The organism is Reticulibacter mediterranei (genome assembly GCF_016587455.1).
Window position 1 is genome coordinate 716,451 of record NZ_BNJK01000001.1, and the last position, 22,360, is coordinate 738,810.

The window sequence follows — 22,360 nt, forward strand, 5'->3', positions numbered from 1 at the left end:
ACGGTTAGAACCGCTCATTGGTAAGACCCAGGCAAAGAAAGCCATACTTGAAATATATATGTACACGGTGGGCTAGTAATGCAGATGACCGACGCCAGCAGCTTCTATCCTGATACCGCAGTAGAGGTTGCCCGTTTGATCAATTTAGATCGTTTGTTGACTACAGCGATGGGAGGTATCTTACCTGGACTACTTGAGACGAATCTCCCAAACTTACATACCGTTCTTGACCTGGGATGTGGCCCGGGTAGCTGGGTGCTGGATATCGCCTTTGACCATCCCGAATGTGAAGTGGCAGGCGTTGATGTTCGCCAGAAGATGATCGAGTATGCCTGGGCGCGGGCACGCACGCAACAATGCTTTAACGCCTCCTTCGGAGTGATGGATATGACCCAACCACTCGACTTTTCGGATAATACCTTCGATCTGATTCATGCTCATGTTCCGGTCGGGGTATTTCATGGCGACGACTGGGTATCTCTCATCTCAGAATGTATGCGCATTTTATGTCCTGGTGGACTACTTTACCTTATCGATACAGATAGAGTGATAGAAACTAACAGCCCTGCTTTTGCTCGCCTTACAACTCTTTTGAGACAGGCTAAACGTTTGGCCGGATATTGCGTATCTTCTGATGAAGGCATGCTCGACTCCTCGCTGATTCTCCCTCAATTGCTCCACCGAGCAGGTTTTCAACACGTCCGATGTACAACTCACTTCGTGGATGTGTCTGACGAGGCTGCTTCCTGGGCTGATTTCTTTCACAATACAGAAATGATCTACTCGCAAGTCCAGCCCCTTTTACTTGCAGCTGAACTCGTAACGCGGAAAGAAATCAACCAATTGTATACACAGATGCTTATTGAATTATACATGCAAAGCTTTACTGGAAGATGGCCTGTGCTCTGTATCTACGGCACGAAGCCAGTATCTGGCGAGCAGAGACCTGCGCCAGATACTAAGCATGATACATAAGTTTGGATACTACCCCACATCGGATTGACGTTCCCTTGACGGCAGGTAGCCCTGAAAGCCTGAGAACCCGGATTTCCGTAAGTGGCCTCACAGGGCAACTTAGCCTTGAATGAAGGTCAGCAAATCCTCGTTGAGGCGCTCCTTATGAGTGAGGAACATGCCATGGCTCCCGCCAGGGTAGATTTTGAGTTCGCTACCGGCAATGCCCTGGGCAGTTCTGCGTCCAGATAGGTTCAGAGGAGCAATTTGATCGTTCTCCCCATGAAGAATCAGTGTTGGCACCGTACATGAGGGCAGATCGGGTAGGAAATCGGTTTGCGCAGAGGTACGGAAACACTCAATGGTAGCTTTGGGCGAACACTCAAGAATGAGCCGGATAGCCCATTGCACCATCTCTGCGGAAAGCTGTGGTGGTCCCGGCCACGTCGAACCAAGACCGAAGTACTTGATCGCGCCATCCGTCATGTACGCCGGGCGGTCCAGCTGCATCCTCGCGATGGCGAACTCGGAAGCCTCCCTGGGAAATCCTTGTGGGTTGTCTGCTGATTTAAGCATGCCAAGGGTGATACCACTTACGAGTACAACGCGAGCAATGCGACTGGTATCGTGGCGGGCAAGGTAGTGGACAATCTCACCACAACCCATTGAGTTTCCAACCAGGGTCAGGTCGCGCAGATCGAGTTGAGCGATCACCTCTGCAAGATCCTCAGAAAGCTGATCGATATCATAGCCACGTCCAGGATCATCCGAGCGGCCATGCCCGCGACGATCAAAGGCAATGCAGCGCAATCCATGTGCGGAGAGATACAACATCTGATACTCCCACATAGCCCCGCTAAATCCCCAGGCACTAACGAAGAGTACGGGGGCACCTGTACCCCATTCCCGATAATAGAGCTGAGTGGAATCACTCGTTTGAATATATGGCATCGTTTTTCCCTCTTTCTTTGAAAGTCGTATCGCCAGAATACAATAAATGTACTATAGGAAATCAGCAACAAGCAGGCGAGCTGTCGTAAAGCGACCTGCATTTGTAGGATCTTTCATTTGAGAACATCTGTGGCTTTATGATCATCTGGTACAGTATCAATCAGAATCACTTCACTTTTCGCATTGGACAGGCGTAAAGGAAGCAGCTTTTGATAAGCTTCTGAGTGATACCAGGCCTGAGCTTGTTGTCGATCTGGGAACTCGATAATGATCAGACCTCCTGTCCAATTCCCCTCAAGCTTCTCGGCGTCTCCACCATGAATAAGAAAACGTCCCTGAAAAGGGGCAAGCGTCGCGTCAATCCCCTCCAAGTACTGGACTATTTGAGAACCCATTACAACATCCCATAATCGAGCTACAGCATACGTCGCCATGTATCATCTCCTTTGTCCATTTTTTACCCGTCCTTCTAACCGAGACAGGAAACATGCGTCAAACAAGGGCCGCTCTTGAATGCGAGCAGCGCGATCCCCTGCTCACGGAGTTTCCAGAGCACCCCATAGAGAGCTGCCTGATCCTGCAAACTTCCTGTTAGGAGCGATGTTCCGTCTTCCAGATGGGTAATCTGAAGTTCTTCAAACCACTCTTGCCAGAAAAGGGCCAGGTGCCCTTTCACGTTGATCTGTACTTGCATCCTTTTTCCTCCTGATCTGGTGGTGCTCCACACCTCACGCAAAGAAGTATAACCGGAGAAGCGACATCTTGCCTTCGCCTGAATTCGCGATTAAGAAGGTGATGTGCGGACTGATGTTGGGTGCATTGTTATGTACAAGTAGGTGAAAAGAGGAGCACCTATTGTGTTAAGAAGTGCTGGGAAAAGAAGGGCACGTAGAGGTTAGAGCAGGTGAAGTCGCTGGGCAATGAGGCTGGCTTCGGCGCGACGATTGACTCCCAGCTTGCGATAGATACTACTCACCTGGGTTTTAATAGTGTTGGGAGAAACGATCAACTCCCGGGCCATTTCTGCATAGGTATGCCCAGCGACGAGCAGGCGCAGTACACGCTGCTCCTGAGAACTGAGGGGTTCATGGACTACAGGATGGGCGGCATCAGGCGAGAGGCTCACACCTCTTTGCCGAGGCAAACGTGACACCAGGACAAGGCGTTGCCGCTCCTCTTGCTCAAAAGCTTTCAGCACGCGCGCGAGATGATCCTCCATCTCTCTGGGCAGCGTCGTTGTCATTGTGCGCGTGGCAGAAAGCTGTTGCAGCGTTCGACGCATGGGTTCGCCTGCTTGTAAGAAAACGCGTACCAGTTCCCCGGGCTGTGCCACCTGGAGCAGGTGTATCGCAAGCTTCCTGGCCAGCTCTCGCTCCTTCAGACCTACAAGAGCAACTACCTGAAGCGAAAGTCCCTGCACAACCCGCTCCAGTCGCTGGCCTTGTTCAGCATCGCTCACAAGGCGCTCTAGTATTGACAGAGCAATTGCATAGGCGTGCTGCGCGAGCAGCACGCGAGCTAGCGACAGGGAGGTTTCCCAGGAGAAAGCGTCTATGGGCCTATCCTGGTCGAAGCGGGTCTGCGCGGCCCAGGCTTCCGCCGCCGCAAGGTTCCCTTGTGCTAACCAGAGCCGAACTTGAACGCTTTCCTCCTGAGGCAAACGAATAGCGATTCCACCTTCCTGAATCAGCTGTCGCAGCGTTTGCAATGCCTGCCCCGCCTCTTCCAGTTCACCTCTATCAAGGGCGAATACCACCTTACATTCAAAGCACTCCGCGAGCAAAGCCCGATACTGCCAGTTCTGCGCAAGGGTGAGCGCGTGAGAGAGGCGAGAATACGCCTCCTCACACCGATTGCAGGCCCAACAGATCCGGGCCAGGGTAAGGGAGAGATAGCCTCCAATGGAGGTCTGTTGATTCCCCTCCAATTGTAACAGCGAGAGGAGTGTCTGGCACTCGCGTTCAGCCTGAAACACGTCTCCTGTTTCCCAGAGGATCAGCACCAACCACTCTCTGATTCGCAGCCACTCGTAGTGCTGTTGTGTTTTTTCCGCTTGTTGTCCTGCAACCAGCAGAGCTGCTTTGAGGGCATCACATGCTTCCAGGCCATTCACGCAAAAGATGACATTGACGAAAAGAGGAGCCAGTTGCCAGATGATCTCATCTTCTCTAGCCAACGGTAGCATCTCCTGGCTACGCTGCTGGAGTTGCGCCATATCTCGGCCCAGGATGGCTTGACTGGCTGCACTCCACAGATGAAAGAGGCGTACGCGCTTACGCAAACGTTCTTGCTCCGCTTCGGTCAGGACCGCCTCTCGTATCAGCAGCTCCACCCGATCAATCGTGTGTCCAACCGCCCCTCGTTGCTGCTCATCTGAGGCCCCAAAGAGAGTGTGCAGCAGACGCAGGGCCGCAACCAGCGCAAAAGATGCATGAGCACATACTACCTCATCCGGCAGCATTTCAATCCACTCGTGAACAGTACGCGCTTCTCCTGTGGTCCATGCCTCTTCTGCCGCGCGCTCCATCAAATCTGCGGCATAGACGAAGTCTGCGGCGGAAAGCGCATGAGCAAGGGCTTCGCGCAGGGCTCCCTGTGCCTCGTACCAGTAAGCTGCGCGCAGATGCAACACAGGCACGCGTTCGGGATAGCTCATGGTGAGGCGCGCGAGGAGGGTCTGGCGAAACAGTTCGTGAAAGCGATACCAACGCCGTTCTTCATCCAGGGAAACGAGAAAGAGGTTCTCTCGTTCCAGTTCTTCCAGAAGTTCCTGACAGGCTTTTTCGCCAGTCACAGCCTGACAGAGTGGAGCATGCAAGCGCGAGAGGATAGCGGTCTGGAGCAGAAACTCTTGCGCGGCTGGTGGCAGATGAGCTAGAATATCATCCTGAAAATAGTCCAGCACATATCGATGGCTGCCTCCAAAGGTCTGGACAAAGACTGCGTGATCCTCGCGCTGACGCATCGCCAGAGCAGCAAGTTGCAGCCCAGCAATCCAGCCCTCGGTGCGGCTCTCCAGAATGCCGATCTCCGTCTCCGAAAGGGGCAGCCCCATGCATTGGACCAGAAAATGCCGAGTGTCATCGGCTCGAAAGCGGAGATCTGAGTCACGAATCTCGCTCAACTGGCCACGTATACGCAGACGAGTGAGCGGAAAAGGAGGATCAACCCTAGTGGAGAGCACCAGACGCAGATTGACGGGCAGGTGTTCAAGCGCGTACAGCATGGACTCGTGAATGGCTGCATCTGCAATCAGATGATAATCGTCCAGCACAAGCACTATGCTTCCCTTCAGGCTGGCTATTTCATTGAACAAGGAGGTCAGGACGAGCGAAAGGGGCACGGGCTGTGGCGAGTATAGCAAAGTCAGTGCTGTCGCGCCGATACTGGCATGGCAGGTGCGGAGAGCAGAGATCACGGCACTCCAGAAGCGCACAGCAATGCTCTCCATCTCATCGAGCGAGAGCCAGGCAATCGCGCGGGACTGCCGCCTCGCCCACGCAGAAAGCAACGTCGTTTTTCCCCAACCGCCGGAAGCGGAAAGTAGTGTCAACGGGAGACCAATCGCCTCCTCCAGCCGCGCATGTAAGTGTTCGCGCTCGATCAGCGTTCCCAAAAATTGTGGGGGTGAGAGTTTAGAGGCGAGCAAGGGAAGCGGAACCTGTTGAGGCGAAGTGATGGGTGCCAGCGAGAAACTAGATGGCAGCGCTTCTGAACGGAAAGACGCCTCGTGTTCAATTGCCAGAAGCTCCTGAGCCTTGTTTTGGAGAGGGGAAGAAAAAGCCACATGCGACCCTGCTTCCTCCTCCAGACGTACCAGCGTCACCTTCGATGTCGGGCCAAGATAGCGTTTCCTCTTGCCTGCCGTCCCGGTGCCATAGGCATACCAGTATCCTCCGCCACGTGCCCGTTCCTCCTTGACTACACTCAAATGCCCGCACCGGCCATGAAAGGCAAAAGAGGTCTGCTCACCGAGCCAATTCAGCCAGCTCTGCTCGTCATGTAAGGTAAAGTGTTGCTGAAGGTTTCCTCCACTAGAGAGTTCATAGCGCTGTTGTTCTGCGGACCAAATAAGGCGATGAAGTGATCGTTTTGGCATGGACACTTTCTGCTGTGTGTTTTTCCCTTGACTTTTTTGCACCCAACAGCAAGGAGTGTATCACATGCCGAACTGATGAACAAGGCACACAAACGACGAACTCTTGTCGCTCTTCAGCGGTTCGCCTAAAACGTGGCGAACTACTAGCATTGCCTCTGTTCTCATACCTACCAGGAACACATGCACATCTTCATATCCTTGTCGAGCGCATATACCCATACATTTATATATTGTATACTATGAAGCGGATGATGCTTATTGGCTGTATTCCATGATGATGGCTCTTGTTGAAATAGTTCTTTGGAGGAAATATCTTGACCATTTCACAGCAGACGATGACTGAGGAACAGCGTAAATCTGTTGCGCTGGAATATCTGAAGCGACTCGACCGAGGAGAACCATTCTTTGACCTGTTCGCAGAAGACGCTCAACTCTACTTCCCCAAATGGGGACTCGCCAACGGGAAAGAGGAGATTGAGCATGCATTTTCAGATATAGCAGGTATTCTGAAAGCCATTCGCCATGATTATGCTTACTTCAACTATATCATCAATGGCGATCAAGTGGTGGTGGAGGGAACCAGCTCTGGGATGACAGCAGATGGCATAGAATGGCGGGCAGGCGTGACACATGCTGGACGCTGGTGCGATGTCTTCGAGATTCGCGACTTCAAGATTCAACGCCTCTTTATCTACCTCGATCCAGATTACGCTGGGGCTGATGTGGCACGCTATCCCTGGCTCAGACACAGAGAATAAATTGGTCGGTCATGGATCTCAACTTTTAAGTCTGGTCCATGACTGATAACTTCGATAACATACCTGGTAAGGAAGTAGATCACTGCTTGCCAAAAGCTCGCCCTGAATATCTCCGACAGGCCAACGAACGATACGCGCTGGTTGTCACCTACCTGCAAGGGGAGACACGATACACCAGCGAAGCATCGGCAAAACCGCTTGAGGTCGAAGGCTCTACCCCCCAAAAGCCAAGGCGAACCAGGCGCGTTGGGGAGCCAGCGCCAAAACGTTATGCTGTTGGAAAGGCAGCACCATCATAGGCCTGCATGTGCCAGGCGAGAAACAACAGAGAGCATCACGTACCTGCTGATCTCTCTGCCAGCTACTTACTGCGGCTCTGTTTTGTCGAGACGACTCGAAGAGGCTTCGCTGAAGAAGCGGGCCAGAGCATCGGACGTTTGTTGTGGAAGCTCTTCTGGGAAAAAGTGCCCTGCATCCAGAGCGTATCCGACAACCTCATCGCAAAAGACTCGCCAAAGCGCGATGGGTCCGCCCTCCTCAGCGTACCAGGTAGCAAGTGGCCCACGGGCGCTCCACAAAGCGAGGAGGGGGCAGATGATCCGACGCAGGCTTGCGCGGTCCGCCCTGTCATGCTCGCGATCAATGGTTGCGGCAGCTCGATACTCCTCACAGATGGCATGTGTGTGGCGAGGATCTCGAAGAGCCTGCACATAGGCAGCTCTGACCTCTGGAGAGAAGACAGATGAAGGAGAACCCCATCCACCGAGCGCATCGTCGATGATGGCTTCGGGGGCCGCCGCCAAGATGCGCTCTGGAAGCGGTTCAGGTTGAGCGAGGAATGACCAGGGCCAGAAGGCAAGTGCGAACCCGGCATCAGCTCGCTCCCAGACCGTCTCCGTCGGCAAGACATCGAGAACGGCGAGCCGATCAACACGATCAGGATGGTCAAGTGCCATGCGATAGGCCACACGACCGCCACGATCATGTCCAGCAACCGAGAAGTGCACAAATCCAAGCTGCTCCATTACCTTCACCATGTCTAGTGCCATAGCTCGCTTGGAATAGGGCGCATGGGTGTGGGTGGAGGATGGACAACTGCTGCGCCCGTAGCCGCGCAGATCGGCGCAGACCACGGCAAAGTGGCGGGCAAGCAATGGTGCGACGCTGCGCCACATCAAATAGGTCTGCGGAAAGCCATGCAACAGGAGGATCGGCGGCCCAGATCCTTTTGTGCGTACGAAAATGCTCGTCTCACCTGTCTGGATCTCGACAGTAGTGAAATCATCCATCATTTCATTCCTCTTTCTCTCAGACCAGTATATATGAGAAGCGGCTCCAAATTGCCATTAGGAGGCCGCCGTATCAATCAGGCGGCGGTCACAGCGCTGAGCCTTACAATTCCAGAAGCAGTTGCGCCTCCTGGAGGCGCGTCGTCTCATGCTCTAGGAAGACCTCGATACCACGAGGGTGGCCTATCGTGTCGGATACCAGGACGCCTCCTACTTCAATCGCGAATATAAGAGTCTCTTTGACATCCCTCCCATACGGGACATGCAACGGTTGTGAGGCGAAACGCTTGCCTTCTCTGGACAATAGCGCTACCCCCCTTAGATACATTGTCTCGCAGACCTGCTGCCGTTTTGCTTCTACCAGCCAGAATCAATGGTCCCATACAAGATTGACGGTCACACCCTTTTGCAATGCCTCCTCAGTTGACTCAAGTAACAACTGCGCATCTACCGCATCTTGCAACGTTGAAAGAGGCTCCTCTCCATTACGGATGCAGTGCTGTATAAAATACTCAATCTCATGCTGAAAGCTTTCTTCATATGCAATGTAGCGCCAGGATAACCCCGCTCGTGGCGACATGACGACTGCATCGCGCCAGCTATAGACGCTTCCTCCCTCGGTTCCCAGGATCTTATAAGTAACTGTCCAGGGTTCACTGGTCTGATCATCTGTCGCAAAGCTTGCGAAAAGATTGACAAGTGCGCCTCCCGGCATTTTTAGCAACAATGCGACCTGATCCTCTCGCTGCAACATCTCCTCTATCGACCTCGTCTCACTAGCCAAAGCCGTCAAACAAAGAGGTTTCCCTAAAAGATACAGCAGTGAATAGAAATGGTGAATCATTATTTGACGCAGGACACCAGGATATTTTGCTGCCACCTCGCGTGGATGATGCAGTGTATAGATAATCCAGGCACTCACTACTTTCCCAAATGTGTTTGAGGCAATCAGACGACGGGCACGCCTTAGTTCTGGTGCATAAATATAATTGTGTGCAGGCATACATACTTTACCACTTGTCCGTGCTTTTTGCTCTAAATATTGCACATCGGCGAGGGTCGCTGTAACAGGTTTTTCCAGTAACACATGCTTGCCTGCATCCAGCGCCAGCGATGCGTGTTCCCGATGGAACTCCAATGGGGAAAGTACCGATACCGCCTGTACGTCAGGATCGCTTAGTAGCTCCTCAATAGTCGAAGAGACACGACAGCCAAACTCCTGCGCCAGCAATTGTGCCTGCTCCTCCCGCGCATCATACACGCAGACTAAACGAGCATCTGCACGAGCAGCAATAGCACTGGCATGCAAATATGCAACGCTACCCGCTCCAATAAAACCAAAACCAATAACCTCTTCCATAATACATCTCCTCTTGACATCTTTTGTGAACACGCTCATCTACAACCCATCTGCGAAGCGCTCATCCCTATGGTATAACAGCGGTCGCTTCAATCTCAACACGCGCTTGATCTTCCATCAGCGCTGCCACCTGTACAGCCGTCATTGCCGGATAATGCTGACCCATCATTGAACGATAGACCATCCCCAGTTCCTTGCCGGCTGCTTGATACTCTTGCTTATCTATCACATACCACGTGAGCCGTACAATATGTTCTGGCCTCCCATCAGCTTCAGCAAGTATGGTCACTATATTCTGTAGAGCTTGCCGCGCCTGCTTCACAAAATCTGTTGTCTGGAAGTGACAATGTTCATCCCATCCCACCTGGCCGCTGATAAAAACCAGCCGCCCGGAAGCGGCCATCGCATGACTATACCCACGTGGACGCATCCATCCAAATGGTTGGAGGATCTGCATTCGCCTGCCATCACTCTCCTGCTGCTCATCAACATTCATAACGTTATAGAAGCTCCTTTCCCGAGGTTCCGTTCCAGTTGTGCCTTCCCATTGAGATATTGTTGCGGCCAGATCATATCTGTATAACCAAGCTGCGCCGCCGCATGCAGCGTCCAGAAGGGGTCCGCCAGATGGGGACGCGCAAGGGCACAAAGATCTGCTCGCCCTGCGGCAATAATGCTATTGACATGATCTGGCTCGAAGATGGCCCCGACTGCCATTGTCGCAATCCCTACTTCGTTGCGAATGCGGTCAGCAAAGGGCGTCTGATACATACGTCCATAGATCGGCCTGGCCTCTCGCGTCGTCTGCCCCGACGACACATCTATCAGATCAACGCCCGCCTCCTTAAAAAGTTGCGCAATCACAACCGCATCGTCGGGAGTGTTTCCACCCAGTGCCCAATCATGCGCCGATATACGTACCGACATCGGCTTATGAGCAGGCCAGACCGCACGCATAGCGCGAAAGACTTCTAACGGGTAACGACAACGATTTTCTAGAGAACCACCATACTCATCATTCCTCTGATTCGTCAAAGGGCAGATAAAGCTTGAGAGCAAATACCCGTGTGCGCAGTGCAATTCGAGCCAATCAAAACCGCACTCCTCTCCCCAGCGGGCTGCACGCACAAAATCTTCCAGTACCCGATCCATATCTGCACGCGTCATTGGCCTCGGCGTCTGATTGTGTGGACCATAGGGTACGGCAGATGCCGCAATCAACGGCCAGTTATGCTCAGGCAACGGCTCGTCAGCTTCTTCCCACCCACGTTGAGTAGATCCTTTAGGTCCAGCATGCCCAAGCTGAAGTGCAATTTTTGCAGGGGTACGAGCATGCACATAGCTGACTATGCGCTTCCAGTTCTCGATATGCTCTGCCCGATACATGCCAGCACAACCCGGCGAAATACGTGCATCCGGCGAAACACACGTCATTTCCGTGAAAACCATAGCCGCTCCGCCGTGAGCATGACTTCCCATATGCACGAGGTAGAAATCGTCTGGTGTCCCATCCTGGCAGGAATACATTGCCATCGGCGAAACCACCACGCGGTTAGACAATATCAACCCTCGCAAGCGGAACGGCGTAAACATCGGGGGTATCGCTCGTGCTGGTTGCCCGCTCCGTTGTGCTATCCACGTCTCAACGCTCGCAACATACTCCTTGTCGCGCAAGCGTAGATTTTCATGTGAAACGCGCTGACTTCGAGTCAGCAGACTATAAGCAAATTGCTCTGTTTCAAAAGCTGTATAGCGTTTCACGTTCTCAAACCAATCGGTGCTGTTGCGCGCCGCATTCTGTAGCTTGATGACCTCTACTTTCCGCTCTGCCTCATACTGCCGCAACGCTGCCGAGATATCATCAGAGTGCTGTAGCGCCTGCACCAACGCGATAGCATCCTCCAGAGCTAGCTTCGTTCCCGAGCCGATAGAGAAGTGAGCTGTATGTGCAGCATCCCCTAAAAGCACCAGATGGTCATGCACCCAACGCTCATTTGTAATCCGTAAAAAATTTCGCCAGGGATTCGCCAGGTGGCGCGCATTGTTCAGCAGTGGATTCCCATCTAGATAGCGCGCAAAGAGTTGCTGGCAAAAGGCAATTGACTCATCCGCAGTCATATCACCCAACCCGGCCTGCTGCCAGACCTCCTCCGGCGTCTCGACAATGAATGTGCTGGTGTAACAATCGTTAGCATTCTTCTCAAAAGTATATGCATGTGCCTGAAACCATCCCCACTTCGTCTCTTCAAAGGCGAAAGTAAACGCCTCAAAGCGCCGATGCGTTCCTAACCAGATATATTTGCAACGACGCCGCTCAATCTTCGGCTGGAAATAGTCCGCATATTTGCTACGAATAGCGCTATTCACGCCATCACTCAGCACGATGAGGGTAGCGTCAGCATACACAGATTCGTCGATCACTTCGGTCTGAAAAACCAGCTCGACACCCAATCTGGCACAGCGCTCTTGTAAAATGTTCAGCAATCGTTTGCGTGCAATACCACAAAAGCCGTGCCCACCAGAGGTTATCGTGCGCCCCTTGAAATGCACATCTATCTCATCCCAATGATAGAAGCTCCCGCGAATGGCCTCATAGCTCACAGGATCGGCGTGAGCGAGATTACCAAGCGTCTGGTCAGAAAAAACCACTCCCCAACCAAAGGTATCATCGGGATGATTTCGCTCCACAACGGTAATCTCTGCCTCTGGTCGGACCTTTTTCATAAGGAGTGCGAAGTATAACCCCGCCGGCCCTCCACCAATACAGACAATCCGCATAGCACACTACTCCCTCTGCTCACAAATGGATGCTTCCCTCATTCTCTCGCTTCTTCTATCACTTCTTCATGCTGTCAGACTTTGCCCTGCTCTTGCTGCCGCAACTTATAACGCTGAACCTTCCCAGTACCAGCGCGTGGAAGCGCACTGCAAAACTCAATGGCACGTGGATATTTATACGGTGCAATACTCTGCTTGACAAAATCCTGCAATGTTCGTTTCATTGCATCATCCCCTACATAGCCGTCCCTGAGCACGATAAACGCCTTCACAATCGTACCGCGCACCTCGTCCGGTGCTCCAATAACAGCACATTCCGCCACGGCAGGATACATCAACAGAGCCTCCTCGACCTCCGGTCCTGCAACGTTATATCCTGCGGTCAGAATGATATCGTCTGCACGCGCCTGGAACCAGAAATAGCTATCAGTATCCATCAGATAGACATCACCTGTGAGATTCCAACCATTTTGCACATATGCATGCTGACGTTCATCATCCAGATAACGACACCCGGTCGGCCCCTTCACGCCCAATCGTCCAATCGCTCCCGCTGGCAGCACATGCCCATTCGCATCAAAAATGCATGCTTCATAACCCGGTATGACCTTCCCTGTCGCTCCTGGCCGGACCTCCGCACCAGCAGATGCAATGAAGATATGTAACATCTCTGTTGCGCCAATGCCGTCAATGATTTCAATACCAGTCGCATCTCTCCAGAGCGTTCGCGTTGAGACAGGCAATGCCTCGCCCGCCGACACACTCTTTTGCAGGGTTGGCAGACCTTGTTTGCTAGCGATCCCCGCCATCTGACGATAGAAAAGCGGAGTGGACCACGTAACAGTAGCATGATAATCCTTGATCGCTTGCAATAAGCTCTCAGGCGTAAACTTCTCAAGCAATACCGTCGCACCACCAACACGCAGAGGAAACGTCAACAGAGCACCCAGCCCAAAGGTAAAAGCTAGCGGAGGTGTTCCAATACAGATATCATTCGCCGACAGTTGAACAATCGATCTGGGAAAACAATCACTGATCGCCATGATATCACGATGAAAATGGATCGTTGCCTTTGGTTTGCCCGTCGAACCAGAGGTGAAGGCAACCAGTGCAGGATCATCGGCAGCAGTAGCAACCGCATCATATGGCTCACGCCAGATCGACATCCGCTCCTCCAGTCCAGTACTCGGAGTATCGTTGAAATACATTATCTGCTTCAGCATGGGGCATCGCTTTTGTGCAGATTGCAATTCAGCGGCAAACGCTTTATCACACAGAGCAGTACCAACCTGGGCCTTTTCAATCACCTCCACCAGTTCTTTCTCACGCAAGAGTGGCATCGTTGGAACAGCAATCAGCCCAGCCTTCCCCACCGCGAGCCAGCAGATTGCCAGCATAGGGTTGTTCGGGCTTCGCAACAGCACACGATTGCCGGGAACCAAACCCAGATCCGCCGTCAGAACATGGGCCACCTGATCCACCCGCTCCTGAAGTTGCTTATAGGTCAGCATCCCGCCAGTGCTAAAGATCGCCGGAGCATCACCCCTCCCCTGGCTCACCCAGGTATCGAGCAATTCAGTCACGCAGTTGAGTTGATCTGGATACTGCACTTCTGGAATAGTAAAGATGAGGTCGGGCCACTGATCGCGAGGAGGCATATGATCAAGAACAAATGTGTCATGATGGGCAGAAACACTCATTTCATCCCTCCTTTAGAAGTGAGCGAGCGATTATCAACTGTTGCACTTCCGTGGCTCCTTCATAAATGCGCAATGCTCGGATCTCTCGATACAGACGCTCAGCAATCTGTCCTCTCTGTACACCACGCCCACCAAAAAGCTGAACCGCATCATCAATCACCCTCTGAGCCGACTCCGTTGCTGTCATCTTTGCCATCGCCACTTCGCGCTTTGTTACGTGGTTTCCTACATCATGCAACCATGCCGCTTGATAGGTCAGCAGTGCGCTTGCTGTAATAGCCGTTGCCATGTTCGCAAGTTTTGCCTGAGTCATTTGCATATCCGCAAGCATTTGACCGAACATACGGCGTTGTTGCACATATTGCACAGCTTCATCGAGCGCCCGACGTGCAAACCCCGTTGCAGCCGCCGCTACCGAAGCACGAAAAATATCCAGCGTTTGCATTGCAATTCTAAATCCCTCACCCTCAGCCCCCAACATATTCGTTGCTGGCACCCGACACTCCTCAAAGCGCAGCGTTGCCAGCGGATGTGGTGCAATGACAGTGATTCGTTCTACAATCGAAAGACCTGGCGCATCTGCTGGTACAATAAAAGCTGAGATACCTTTCGGACCTGCCACATCCTTGCTGCGTGCAAAAACAATATAAAAATCAGCAATGCCTCCATTAGAAGTCCACGTCTTGATTCCATTCAGATAATAACTATTGTCTGTGCGTGTCGCGGTGGTCGTCAGTGCAGCCGCATCCGATCCGGCCTCGGGTTCAGAGAGCGCAAAAGCAGCTATCAATTTCCCCGCAGCAACCCCAGGCAAATAACGCTGCTGCTGCTCAGGCGTTCCTGCAAGTGTAATCGCGCCGCTGCCCAGACCTTGCATCGCAAAGGCGAAATCTGCCAGCCCTTCATGATAGGCAAGCGTTTCGCGGATTAGACAGAGCATACGTACATCTAGCTGAGGAAATACACCACCCACGTTTGCCGGTACGCAATAGCGCAGCCAGCCCGCCTCTCCTAATGCTGTGACGAGGGCGCGACAATGTGCATCTATATCTACATCCTCGTCTTCTCGCTCACCTCTCGCAAGATTGGCACCACACCACCAGGAAAGATCGCGGACAAGCTGACGATGTACATTGTCAAAAAATGGAAGATCATATACTTTGCTCAATGGCTCGCTTGATTGCATCGATCAATCTCCTTTGAAGATCGGTTGCTCCTTCGCAACGAATGCATCATAAGCACGACGAAAGTCCCTGGTCTGCATACAAATAGCCTGCGCCTGCGCCTCGGCCTCAATCGCCTCATCCAGCCCCATAGCCCACTCCTGGTGCAACATTTTTTTCGTCATCGCGTGAGCAAATGTCGGCCCGGCAGCCAGGCGAGCAGCCATCTCCTGTGCCCTGACCAGGACTTCCTCTGAAGGATAGATCGCATTATAGAATCCCCACTGCAATCCTTCGTCGGCTGAGAGTACACGCCCCGTATAGAGAAGATCTGCGGCTCGTCCCTGTCCAACAACACGGGGTAAGAGCGTGCAGGCTCCCATATCACAGCCTGCCAACCCGACACGTGTAAAGAGAAACGCGGTCTTGCTCCCCGGCGTCCCATACCGTAAGTCCGATGCGAGCGCTAGCATAGCTCCCGCGCCAGCACATACGCCCTCGATGGCCGCAATAATTGGCTGAGGGCACGCTCGCATAAACTTGACCAGTTCTCCAGTCATGCGCGTAAATTGCAGCAATTCAGGCATTGTCATACGCGTCAGTGGACCAATAATTTCATGCACATCACCGCCGGAACAAAAATTGCCTCCTGCTCCAGTAATCACAACAGCATTGATCTCACTATCATGGGCGAGATCACGAAAAAGATCCCGCAACTCCGCATATGACTCAAATGTCAGTGGATTCTTTTTCTCGGGACGATGTAATGTGATGGTAGCAACATTGCCCACCACCTGCCATAAGAAGTTCTCAGCCATGAGTTCTGCTCCTCTATGTAGCCTCGTCCTCAAAAAGGACTTCTGTTACTCCAATGAGGCGCTGACATGCCGTTTCAATGTCCCCAGTAACGTATACAATTGGTGCTGTTCCTGTTCTGTCAGCCCCCCCATCCAGCTCTTAATCCAGGTTGCATGCTCCTCCGCCATCTGCTCAAAAACCGCACGACCTTTCGGGGTAAGATGAACTAATTTGGCACGCCGGTCTCCTGGCGGAGTAATCCGCTCAACCAGACCATCCCGCTCCAGATTATCGGTAATACCCGTGATATTGCCACCTGAAACCATCAACCGCTGTGACAACTCGCTCATGCTCATGCCATCTGGAGAACGTACAAGTTGTGCCATCAGATCGAAGCGCGGCAACGTGGTCTCAAACTCGCTCCGTAACCGGCTGCTCACCTGATTCTCAATGAGCGTTGTACAACTGAGCAATCGTAGCCACAACCGCAGCGTGTCGTGCTTTGTATCCTGCTCCAGAACATGCTCGCCATAAGAAGAGAGATCAGATATCGAAGAAGCTTCGTGAGAGGCCATTGTGTTGTCAATGCTCCTTTCATGAGACGGTTTGCTCTATCATCCACTCTTGATAGTTTAGGTCAAAATATTTTAAATGTCAATTATTAAGGAGTCAAATAGCTCTCAAAATGCGCGGTAGTAATCGGGTAAATTTTGAAAAAGACACATTAATAATAGATAGTGCCTTTTACCAGGATAGCTGAGGTAGCGTTGATCACCCTTCCCTCGATATGAAAGTCTGTGCCAGAGGGAATATTCGTCAGCAGGGATTTTTGCTCGCCAACAGCACCGGCCCGTATCCACTTACTATAGATCCCCTCTGTAGTACCAATCCGTACTTCGACCTCGACAGGAGAGGGGAGTGCTTCCCTTAGCGAGTATCGTATAACTCTATCGCAGTAGGGCGACGTGGTAAAGGTGGCCGAACCGATAGCGGAGCTACTGATCATCAGGGACCAGGGAGCTGAGCGACAAGCAGATCCAGAAGGTGAAGGGGCGGTTGGAGTCGGCTGCTGCTGCGGTGTCGTTGGCGTCACAACTTTGTCCGGTGTCTGAAAGGGCTTCTCACGTATGGCTACCCAGGTTCCTGCACCCGCAGCTAGTGTGATGAGCGTGGCAACCCCACCAAGAAGAAAGGTGCGACGTGCTTTCCTGGGGGTCGCAGATAGCTTCAAATGCTTTGCTGGTATGGTGGGATAAGTATTGAGATTGTCTTGCCCTTCCGTTTGTTCTCTATCGGCATAAGTAACAGCCAGGGATGAGCTGAGAGGTGTAGTCTGTTGATAGTCAGCGGAACCTAATTGTAGGGGAGCAGCTTTTACCTGATGCTCCAGTTCCGCAACAAAGGCACGAGCTGATGGAAAACGTTGTGCCGGGTTCTTCGCTAGACCGCGTAGCAAGACCTCCTCCACAGATGGTAAAAGGGAGGGGTTCATCTGATGTGGAGAAGGAGGAGGCATGGTAAGGTGTTGAACAACTACGCCATAGCCAGTCTCGCCAGTGAAGGGGAGTCGTCCAGTGAAAAGTTGATAAGCGATCACTGCCAAACTATAGATATCACTTGCGGCTTCTGCCTTGCCTAGAGCCTGCTCGGGGGCTATATATTCTGGTGTCCCGATGCCTGCCCCAGGATGAGTAATCTCCTCATTCTGGGTAAGCATGCGGGCGATACCAAAGTCGGAGAGCAAGAGCCAATGATCTGGACGCAGTAGCATATTTGCCGGTTTAATATCGCGATGAACAATGCCCTGCTCATGAGCATAATCGATGGCTTCCGCCGCCTGAGAAAGATACGCCAGTGCTTCATGTTGAGGAATAAGCCTCTGCTCCGTTTGTGCTAGTTTTATCTGATCCGCCAACGAGCCACCATCTATGTAGGGCATGACAAGATAGGTAATCACCTGCCCGCTGTCAGACAACAACTGTTCGCCATAATCATGGATGGATAGGATATGAGGATGATTGAGAGCGGCAGCAGTTCGCGCTTCGCGGTCGAAACGCAGTGAAAATTCCTGATCTTGCTGATAGTGGATTGGCAGCGTTTTGATGGCGACCTGGCGATGTAAACGCGGATCTTCACCCAGCCAAACCTCACCCATTCCCCCATGACCAATCAGTCGCTGTATCTGATAACGCCCCAGGCTCTTGTGAACGGTGCCTTGTCCCATATTCTTCTATCAAATAAATATTGTTTGTGTATGTTAATTCTCTAATTCCGCCCTAAGCATAGAGGATATTGGTATACTTGTCAATCTGATTGGGAAAAATCTCATGAAAATCTCTAAAGAGGTTAGCTTAAAGGGAAGCTTGCTGTATTTAGATGAAAATACGATAATAGGATGAGATGTCGTACGATCACGTGAGGAGTTCGCGAAGCGGTCAATCTAGAAGGAAACGAGAGGATTATGGTGGAGAATCCACGTATTATTGCTGTCGAATGGGGAAGCCTCCAGGGGCAACGGCCCCGCCCTGCTGGTTACAATGCTCGTCTCTCTGAGCATGGGAGCAGTGTACGTGTTCCGCTGCTGCGTCTGACGACAGAAGACGGTTCTCAAGGGTTTGGTTGGTGCAACACTGATCGGCAAGCAGCTTCACGCTTGCTTGGAATGCAACTGAATGCCGTGTTTGCCCCCGAACAGGGAGTGCTTGATGCGTGGCAGCGCTTTGACTATCCCCTCTGGGATCTGGTTGGGCAGCGAGCTGGGTTGCCAGTGTATGCAATGGTCGCAACGATGACGGGAGCTAATGCCCCTGTGTCCCTCCGCGTCCCTTGTTATGACACTTCACTGTATTTTGACGATCTTCACCTGTCGTCGCATGAGCAAGCGGCACAATGGCTTGCCGCTGAAGCACGTGAGGGCTATGAGCGAGGGCATCGGTCTTTCAAGGTAAAAGTGGGTCGAGGCGCACGGCACCTACCATTGGAGGAAGGAACCCGGCGCGATATCGCTGTGATTCAGGCGATACGGGAGGCACTTGGGCGGCAGGTAAAGATCATGATAGATGCCAACAACGGCTACAACTTAAATCTGGCCAAATACGTTCTCGCGGAAACGGCAACATGCGATATTTTCTGGATTGAAGAGGCGTTTCATGAGGATGATGTGTTGTACCGTGACCTGCACACCTGGCTCAAAGAACATCAGCTGCCTGTGCTGATCAGCGATGGTGAAGGGAAGGCCGATCCACATCTGCTGGAATGGGCCAAAGAGGGCGTAGTGGATGTGATGCAGTACGATATCATGAGTCATGGATTTACGCGCTGGCTGGCGACAGGTAAACTCCTCGATGAGTGGAATGCACGTTCAGCACCTCATCACTACGGCACACACTATGGCAACTATACAGCCGCGCACCTGGCAGGGGCCGTTCGCGGCTTAACCTTCGTTGAATGGGATGAGGCGACGACTTCTGGACTTGATACATCTGGCTATAGTATCTCTGAAGGATCTGTCCTGGTGCCTGATACGCCTGGATTTGGCCTCGCCCTGGATGAGGAGATCTTCCAGCGCACTGTTAGAGAAACAGGCTTCGCCTTCTCAGCGTAGGGTATACCAGGAGCAGGAAGATGAAATCAGGCCGCGTGTAGCCTCGCCCGAGTTCATCTTCCTGCTCACATAACTAACGCTCCGGCTTGACCCAGACCCCTCGTTCATGCATCAAGTCGATCTGCTTCTGAATGACCTTCTCGCGATACTCTGCATGCTTCATCGGCTCGCGATCCAGATAGAGATTCTTCGGATAAATAGGCTGCTCATAGAGCAACTGATACAACTCCGTCCGCAGATCCTTCATCCAATTATCCCACTGAGCGCGTGCGCGATGGTCTCGCAGCGCCTCGATATCGATCACACCAGCCACATAGGTTGAACCTGCGCCATACTCCTGACGGCCCACAATCTGCCCTTTATAATTGATGATGAAAGAACGCCCACCGAATGTATCAATAGCAGTATTATCCTCCGCGTGGAGGTAATAGGTTCCCATATTGGGGGCCACGACATACATATTGTTATCGAGCGCACGCGCACGGCTCTGAATTTCAAACATCTCGTTGCCAGTAGCCGGATGAGGATAGGAAGCACGATACACCACTTCAGCACCATTCATGGCAAGAGCACGTGCATTCTCAGGATACGAACCCTCGTTTGCCATCATAATCCCCAAACGGCCAATTTCAGTATCTATAACTGGCCAGAATGCATCCAAATTGCGGCCATATCTCTCAATCCACCAATCCAGGATATCATGCGGGCAGACTGAGTGTTCAACAGGAAAGAGCGGCGAGACCTTGTAGTGTTGCAAGATAACCTCGCCTTCCGGGTTCAAAATAAAGCCAACATTAAAGAAGCGGTCTTTGATCTCAGGGTGGCGCGCTTTGGCCTGGGCCATAATAAACGCGTTATTGCTGCGAGCTATCTTGCCCAGTTCCTCCGTCTCCTTACCGGGAATATCAATTGCACATTCCCGGGCAAACTGGACATGATCGAGATCAAGCACTTCGTCATTAAAGCCCTGCAAAGCTCCCTCGGGAATAGCAATCAATCTAACCGGAAGATCAAGGCTTGAGAGCCACGAAGCAGCTTTGACCAGATGAGAGAGGTGTTCGAGGTTGTGCCCGATATCGGCGCGTGTGCGGATACCACGCACAGTGGGAATGAGTCCAACAGCAGTGTAGGGCTTAATCATAGTTACTCCTTCTGAATGTCGTCATTCGGATAGAACCATCTATCCATTGACTACTGAGGAGTTTATACCTTCCTCAGAAACGAGATACGGTAGAGAGTCGCGTGACTATCTCTCTTGAAGGAGAGTATAGCCAGATGCTAAGTGAATTGACATCACCAGGATAGGTGATTAGATGGGTGATTGATGAGAGTGTGTTGGGAGATTGGAATGAGACTGATCTCCCACAAATAGTGTCAAGTACCTGCGGGTTTAGACGTTCAAAGAAGGGAAAGAGAGGAGACCTGCTCCAAGTTATGCGATTGAGGAACAGTGGTCATCAATCTCCTCCTGTTTCAAAGAACCATAACCGTTTTCCCAAACAGTATATCGTTAGAAAACGCTAATTGTCCAATACGACGATGAGCAAGAGCCGCCTTTTTATCAAATGTTATTAATGGTCCCTACTGTTTTTCTTCAATCACCTCTATTACTTCTATTGCAGGCCGTAATTCCCTCAGATCGTTCATTTTGAGATATTGCTTCTTCTTGTCTGTTCAATTTTCTAAACATGGTAGCATACACCCACACAGCATTGAGCAGCAAAAGGGCGCTGGTAATAAAAAAGATGTATCTGATCCCCCACCAGGCTGCCACCTGTCCACCTAAAACGGAGCCACCAAAGACGCCTAAATAGCCTGCTGAGATGGTGAAACCAAAAACTCTTCCAGTCAGAGCACTAGGGGTGATTTTTTTGATCAAGACATTGACAGAAGGATTCAACCCGGCCACGGCCAATCCTAACAAAAAGCGCAGCCCCATCAGTTGCCAGGGATTCTGGACAAACGCCTGGGGAAGAAAAATGACTCCTGCCACCACCAACGCAATAAGCATAACCTTCTGCGCCCCAATTTTGTCAGAAAGTTTCCCCAGTCTTGGGGCCGCAATGATACTCGCCAGTCCCGAAGCTGAGAACGCCATTCCAGCTAACAATGCAACGTGAGTCATATCAGTGGTAAGCTGCGTCACATAAATGGTCACAACTGGCTCAATCGAATAGAGGGCTAACGTAATGATAAAATAGGTCACAGATAAGACCACTGTCAAGCTTTTGTCTGGAATACGCTGCCAGATATCTCTCATCTGTAGCATCTCTTTCCCCTGACGAGTAAATGACTCTTTGACAAAAAACATGGTGGTGAGAAAAACTATTAGCAAGAGTGCCCCGGTGAGAAAAAAGACATTTTGCAATCCGAGGCTCTCTTCTATCCCTCCTCCAATGATAGGACCAAGCAAACCACCCGCAATACTGGCAGTGGAAAGGGTGCCTAAAGCCCAACCAGCGTGTTCCTTCTCCGTCTGCGTGGCGATAAGGGTTGTACAGGCAGTACTGTATCCTGTGATTATCCCCTGTAAAAGCCGTAAGCCAACCAATTCATAGACATTTTGCGCCAGGCCCATGCTACAAATCACGACCGCCATGCCAAGGCTTGCGCGCAAAAGCATAGGTTTTCTACCAACTCTGTCCGCAGCTAGACCCCAGAGAGGGGAAAAAAGGGCAGAAATAATATAGGTCACGCCAAAAGCAAGTCCCGACAACTGAGCAATAGATGCAGAATTATCGATGCCCAGATGCTTGATATACAGTGGCAAAACGGGAGCAATCTGGCTCATCCCTACGCTGGTAACAAACATGCCAAACCAGCAAACTAACAAGTTCCTCTTCCAGATAGGCACGACAACAAGCCTTCTTTCTGTTCTGTCTTCATTCACATTATTAGAATAATAT

Annotated in this window: 19 protein-coding genes and 1 pseudogene; 5 read left to right on the forward strand and 15 right to left on the reverse strand. The window is 51.7% G+C overall.

Annotated features, from left to right (window positions below; all coding sequences use genetic code 11):
* Positions 1–78 precede the first annotated feature (78 nt).
* Entirely contained in the window at positions 79–975 is an 897-nt protein-coding gene (locus tag K3T83_RS03315) for a class I SAM-dependent methyltransferase (protein ID WP_220201552.1), read from the forward strand.
* 99 nt (positions 976–1,074) lie between these two features.
* Here the strand turns inward: K3T83_RS03315 and K3T83_RS03320 are convergent, their stop codons facing one another.
* The 4 genes from K3T83_RS03320 to K3T83_RS03335 all read right to left on the reverse strand — a co-directional run bounded on the left by K3T83_RS03320 (position 1,075) and on the right by K3T83_RS03335 (position 6,004).
* Entirely contained in the window at positions 1,075–1,905 is an 831-nt protein-coding gene (locus tag K3T83_RS03320; protein ID WP_220201553.1) for an alpha/beta fold hydrolase, read from the reverse strand.
* A 113-nt stretch (positions 1,906–2,018) separates the two neighbouring features.
* The gene (locus K3T83_RS03325) at positions 2,019–2,339 is read right to left on the reverse strand and encodes a DUF1330 domain-containing protein (RefSeq protein WP_220201554.1); all 321 of its coding nucleotides are present in this window, start codon (positions 2,337–2,339) and stop codon (positions 2,019–2,021) included.
* A 35-nt stretch (positions 2,340–2,374) separates the two neighbouring features.
* Entirely contained in the window at positions 2,375–2,599 is a 225-nt protein-coding gene (locus K3T83_RS03330) for a DUF8691 family protein (protein ID WP_220201555.1), read from the reverse strand.
* Between the two features lie 201 nt (positions 2,600–2,800).
* Positions 2,801–6,004: a winged helix-turn-helix domain-containing protein gene (locus K3T83_RS03335; RefSeq protein ID WP_220201556.1), complete on the reverse strand. Its 3,204-nt coding sequence runs from the start codon at positions 6,002–6,004 to the stop codon at positions 2,801–2,803.
* A gap of 320 nt (positions 6,005–6,324) precedes the next feature.
* On the opposite strand from K3T83_RS03335, the gene K3T83_RS03340 reads away from it, so the two are divergent.
* Positions 6,325–6,762 (forward strand): nuclear transport factor 2 family protein, encoded by a 438-nt coding sequence (locus K3T83_RS03340; protein WP_373324576.1) that lies wholly within the window; start codon positions 6,325–6,327, stop codon positions 6,760–6,762.
* Positions 6,763–6,848: 86 nt separating this feature from the next.
* Complete coding sequence (locus K3T83_RS03345) at positions 6,849–7,061, forward strand: hypothetical protein (protein WP_220201558.1); 213 nt, start codon at positions 6,849–6,851, stop codon at positions 7,059–7,061.
* Between the two features lie 66 nt (positions 7,062–7,127).
* Here the strand turns inward: K3T83_RS03345 and K3T83_RS03350 are convergent, their stop codons facing one another.
* On the reverse strand, positions 7,128–8,054 hold the full coding sequence (locus K3T83_RS03350; protein WP_220201559.1) for an alpha/beta fold hydrolase: 927 nt from the start codon (positions 8,052–8,054) through the stop codon (positions 7,128–7,130).
* Between the two features lie 100 nt (positions 8,055–8,154).
* On the opposite strand from K3T83_RS03350, the pseudogene K3T83_RS57775 reads away from it, so the two are divergent.
* Positions 8,155–8,328: pseudogene (locus K3T83_RS57775) on the forward strand (helix-turn-helix domain-containing protein); the annotation flags it as partial.
* A 93-nt stretch (positions 8,329–8,421) separates the two neighbouring features.
* On the opposite strand, the gene K3T83_RS03360 reads toward K3T83_RS57775, so the two are convergent.
* The 8 genes from K3T83_RS03360 to K3T83_RS03395 all read right to left on the reverse strand — a co-directional run bounded on the left by K3T83_RS03360 (position 8,422) and on the right by K3T83_RS03395 (position 18,074).
* Positions 8,422–9,411 carry a Gfo/Idh/MocA family protein gene (locus K3T83_RS03360; protein WP_220201561.1) on the reverse strand — a complete coding sequence of 330 codons (990 nt, stop codon included), beginning with the start codon at positions 9,409–9,411 and terminating at the stop codon, positions 8,422–8,424.
* Between the two features lie 67 nt (positions 9,412–9,478).
* On the reverse strand, positions 9,479–9,868 hold the full coding sequence (locus K3T83_RS03365; protein WP_373324577.1) for a RidA family protein: 390 nt from the start codon (positions 9,866–9,868) through the stop codon (positions 9,479–9,481).
* A 35-nt stretch (positions 9,869–9,903) separates the two neighbouring features.
* Complete coding sequence (locus tag K3T83_RS03370) at positions 9,904–12,189, reverse strand: bifunctional salicylyl-CoA 5-hydroxylase/oxidoreductase (RefSeq protein WP_220201563.1); 2,286 nt, start codon at positions 12,187–12,189, stop codon at positions 9,904–9,906.
* 74 nt (positions 12,190–12,263) lie between these two features.
* Positions 12,264–13,889, reverse strand: coding sequence for an AMP-binding protein (locus K3T83_RS03375; protein ID WP_220201564.1), 1,626 nt, complete (start codon positions 13,887–13,889; stop codon positions 12,264–12,266).
* Position 13,890: 1 nt separating this feature from the next.
* Positions 13,891–15,075 carry an acyl-CoA dehydrogenase family protein gene (locus K3T83_RS03380; protein WP_220201565.1) on the reverse strand — a complete coding sequence of 395 codons (1,185 nt, stop codon included), beginning with the start codon at positions 15,073–15,075 and terminating at the stop codon, positions 13,891–13,893.
* A 3-nt stretch (positions 15,076–15,078) separates the two neighbouring features.
* Positions 15,079–15,903 carry an enoyl-CoA hydratase family protein gene (locus K3T83_RS03385; protein WP_268963434.1) on the reverse strand — a complete coding sequence of 275 codons (825 nt, stop codon included), beginning with the start codon at positions 15,901–15,903 and terminating at the stop codon, positions 15,079–15,081.
* A 12-nt stretch (positions 15,904–15,915) separates the two neighbouring features.
* Positions 15,916–16,425, reverse strand: coding sequence for a MarR family winged helix-turn-helix transcriptional regulator (locus K3T83_RS03390; RefSeq protein WP_220201567.1), 510 nt, complete (start codon positions 16,423–16,425; stop codon positions 15,916–15,918).
* 149 nt (positions 16,426–16,574) lie between these two features.
* Positions 16,575–18,074 (reverse strand): serine/threonine-protein kinase, encoded by a 1,500-nt coding sequence (locus K3T83_RS03395; protein ID WP_220201568.1) that lies wholly within the window; start codon positions 18,072–18,074, stop codon positions 16,575–16,577.
* A 237-nt stretch (positions 18,075–18,311) separates the two neighbouring features.
* On the opposite strand from K3T83_RS03395, the gene K3T83_RS03400 reads away from it, so the two are divergent.
* Entirely contained in the window at positions 18,312–19,454 is a 1,143-nt protein-coding gene (locus K3T83_RS03400) for an enolase C-terminal domain-like protein (RefSeq protein ID WP_220201569.1), read from the forward strand.
* 73 nt (positions 19,455–19,527) lie between these two features.
* Here K3T83_RS03400 and K3T83_RS03405 read toward each other — a convergent pair whose 3' ends face one another.
* Together K3T83_RS03405 and K3T83_RS03410 are read right to left on the reverse strand one after the other, a co-directional pair.
* Positions 19,528–20,595, reverse strand: coding sequence for a nitrilase-related carbon-nitrogen hydrolase (locus K3T83_RS03405; RefSeq protein WP_220201570.1), 1,068 nt, complete (start codon positions 20,593–20,595; stop codon positions 19,528–19,530).
* Positions 20,596–21,048: 453 nt separating this feature from the next.
* Positions 21,049–22,308: a multidrug efflux MFS transporter gene (locus K3T83_RS03410; protein WP_220201571.1), complete on the reverse strand. Its 1,260-nt coding sequence runs from the start codon at positions 22,306–22,308 to the stop codon at positions 21,049–21,051.
* Positions 22,309–22,360: the final 52 nt, after the last annotated feature.

Bases quoted from the DNA above. Each gene is read 5' to 3' on its own strand.
- K3T83_RS03360 (WP_220201561.1), bottom strand. From the start codon at position 9,411: ATGGAAGAGGTTATTGGTTTTGGTTTTATTGGAGCGGGTAGCGTTGCA.
- K3T83_RS03350 (WP_220201559.1), bottom strand. From the start codon at position 8,054: ATGATGGATGATTTCACTACTGTCGAGATCCAGACAGGTGAGACGAGC.
- K3T83_RS03395 (WP_220201568.1), bottom strand. From the start codon at position 18,074: ATGGGACAAGGCACCGTTCACAAGAGCCTGGGGCGTTATCAGATACAG.
- K3T83_RS03405 (WP_220201570.1), bottom strand. From the start codon at position 20,595: ATGATTAAGCCCTACACTGCTGTTGGACTCATTCCCACTGTGCGTGGT.
- K3T83_RS03400 (WP_220201569.1), top strand. From the start codon at position 18,312: ATGGTGGAGAATCCACGTATTATTGCTGTCGAATGGGGAAGCCTCCAG.
- K3T83_RS03365 (WP_373324577.1), bottom strand. From the start codon at position 9,868: ATGCAGATCCTCCAACCATTTGGATGGATGCGTCCACGTGGGTATAGT.
- K3T83_RS03375 (WP_220201564.1), bottom strand. From the start codon at position 13,889: ATGAGTGTTTCTGCCCATCATGACACATTTGTTCTTGATCATATGCCT.
- K3T83_RS03325 (WP_220201554.1), bottom strand. From the start codon at position 2,339: ATGGCGACGTATGCTGTAGCTCGATTATGGGATGTTGTAATGGGTTCT.
- K3T83_RS03390 (WP_220201567.1), bottom strand. From the start codon at position 16,425: ATGGCCTCTCACGAAGCTTCTTCGATATCTGATCTCTCTTCTTATGGC.
- K3T83_RS03330 (WP_220201555.1), bottom strand. From the start codon at position 2,599: ATGCAAGTACAGATCAACGTGAAAGGGCACCTGGCCCTTTTCTGGCAA.
- K3T83_RS03335 (WP_220201556.1), bottom strand. From the start codon at position 6,004: ATGCCAAAACGATCACTTCATCGCCTTATTTGGTCCGCAGAACAACAG.
- K3T83_RS03320 (WP_220201553.1), bottom strand. From the start codon at position 1,905: ATGCCATATATTCAAACGAGTGATTCCACTCAGCTCTATTATCGGGAA.
- K3T83_RS03380 (WP_220201565.1), bottom strand. From the start codon at position 15,075: ATGCAATCAAGCGAGCCATTGAGCAAAGTATATGATCTTCCATTTTTT.
- K3T83_RS03370 (WP_220201563.1), bottom strand. From the start codon at position 12,189: ATGCGGATTGTCTGTATTGGTGGAGGGCCGGCGGGGTTATACTTCGCA.
- K3T83_RS03315 (WP_220201552.1), top strand. From the start codon at position 79: ATGCAGATGACCGACGCCAGCAGCTTCTATCCTGATACCGCAGTAGAG.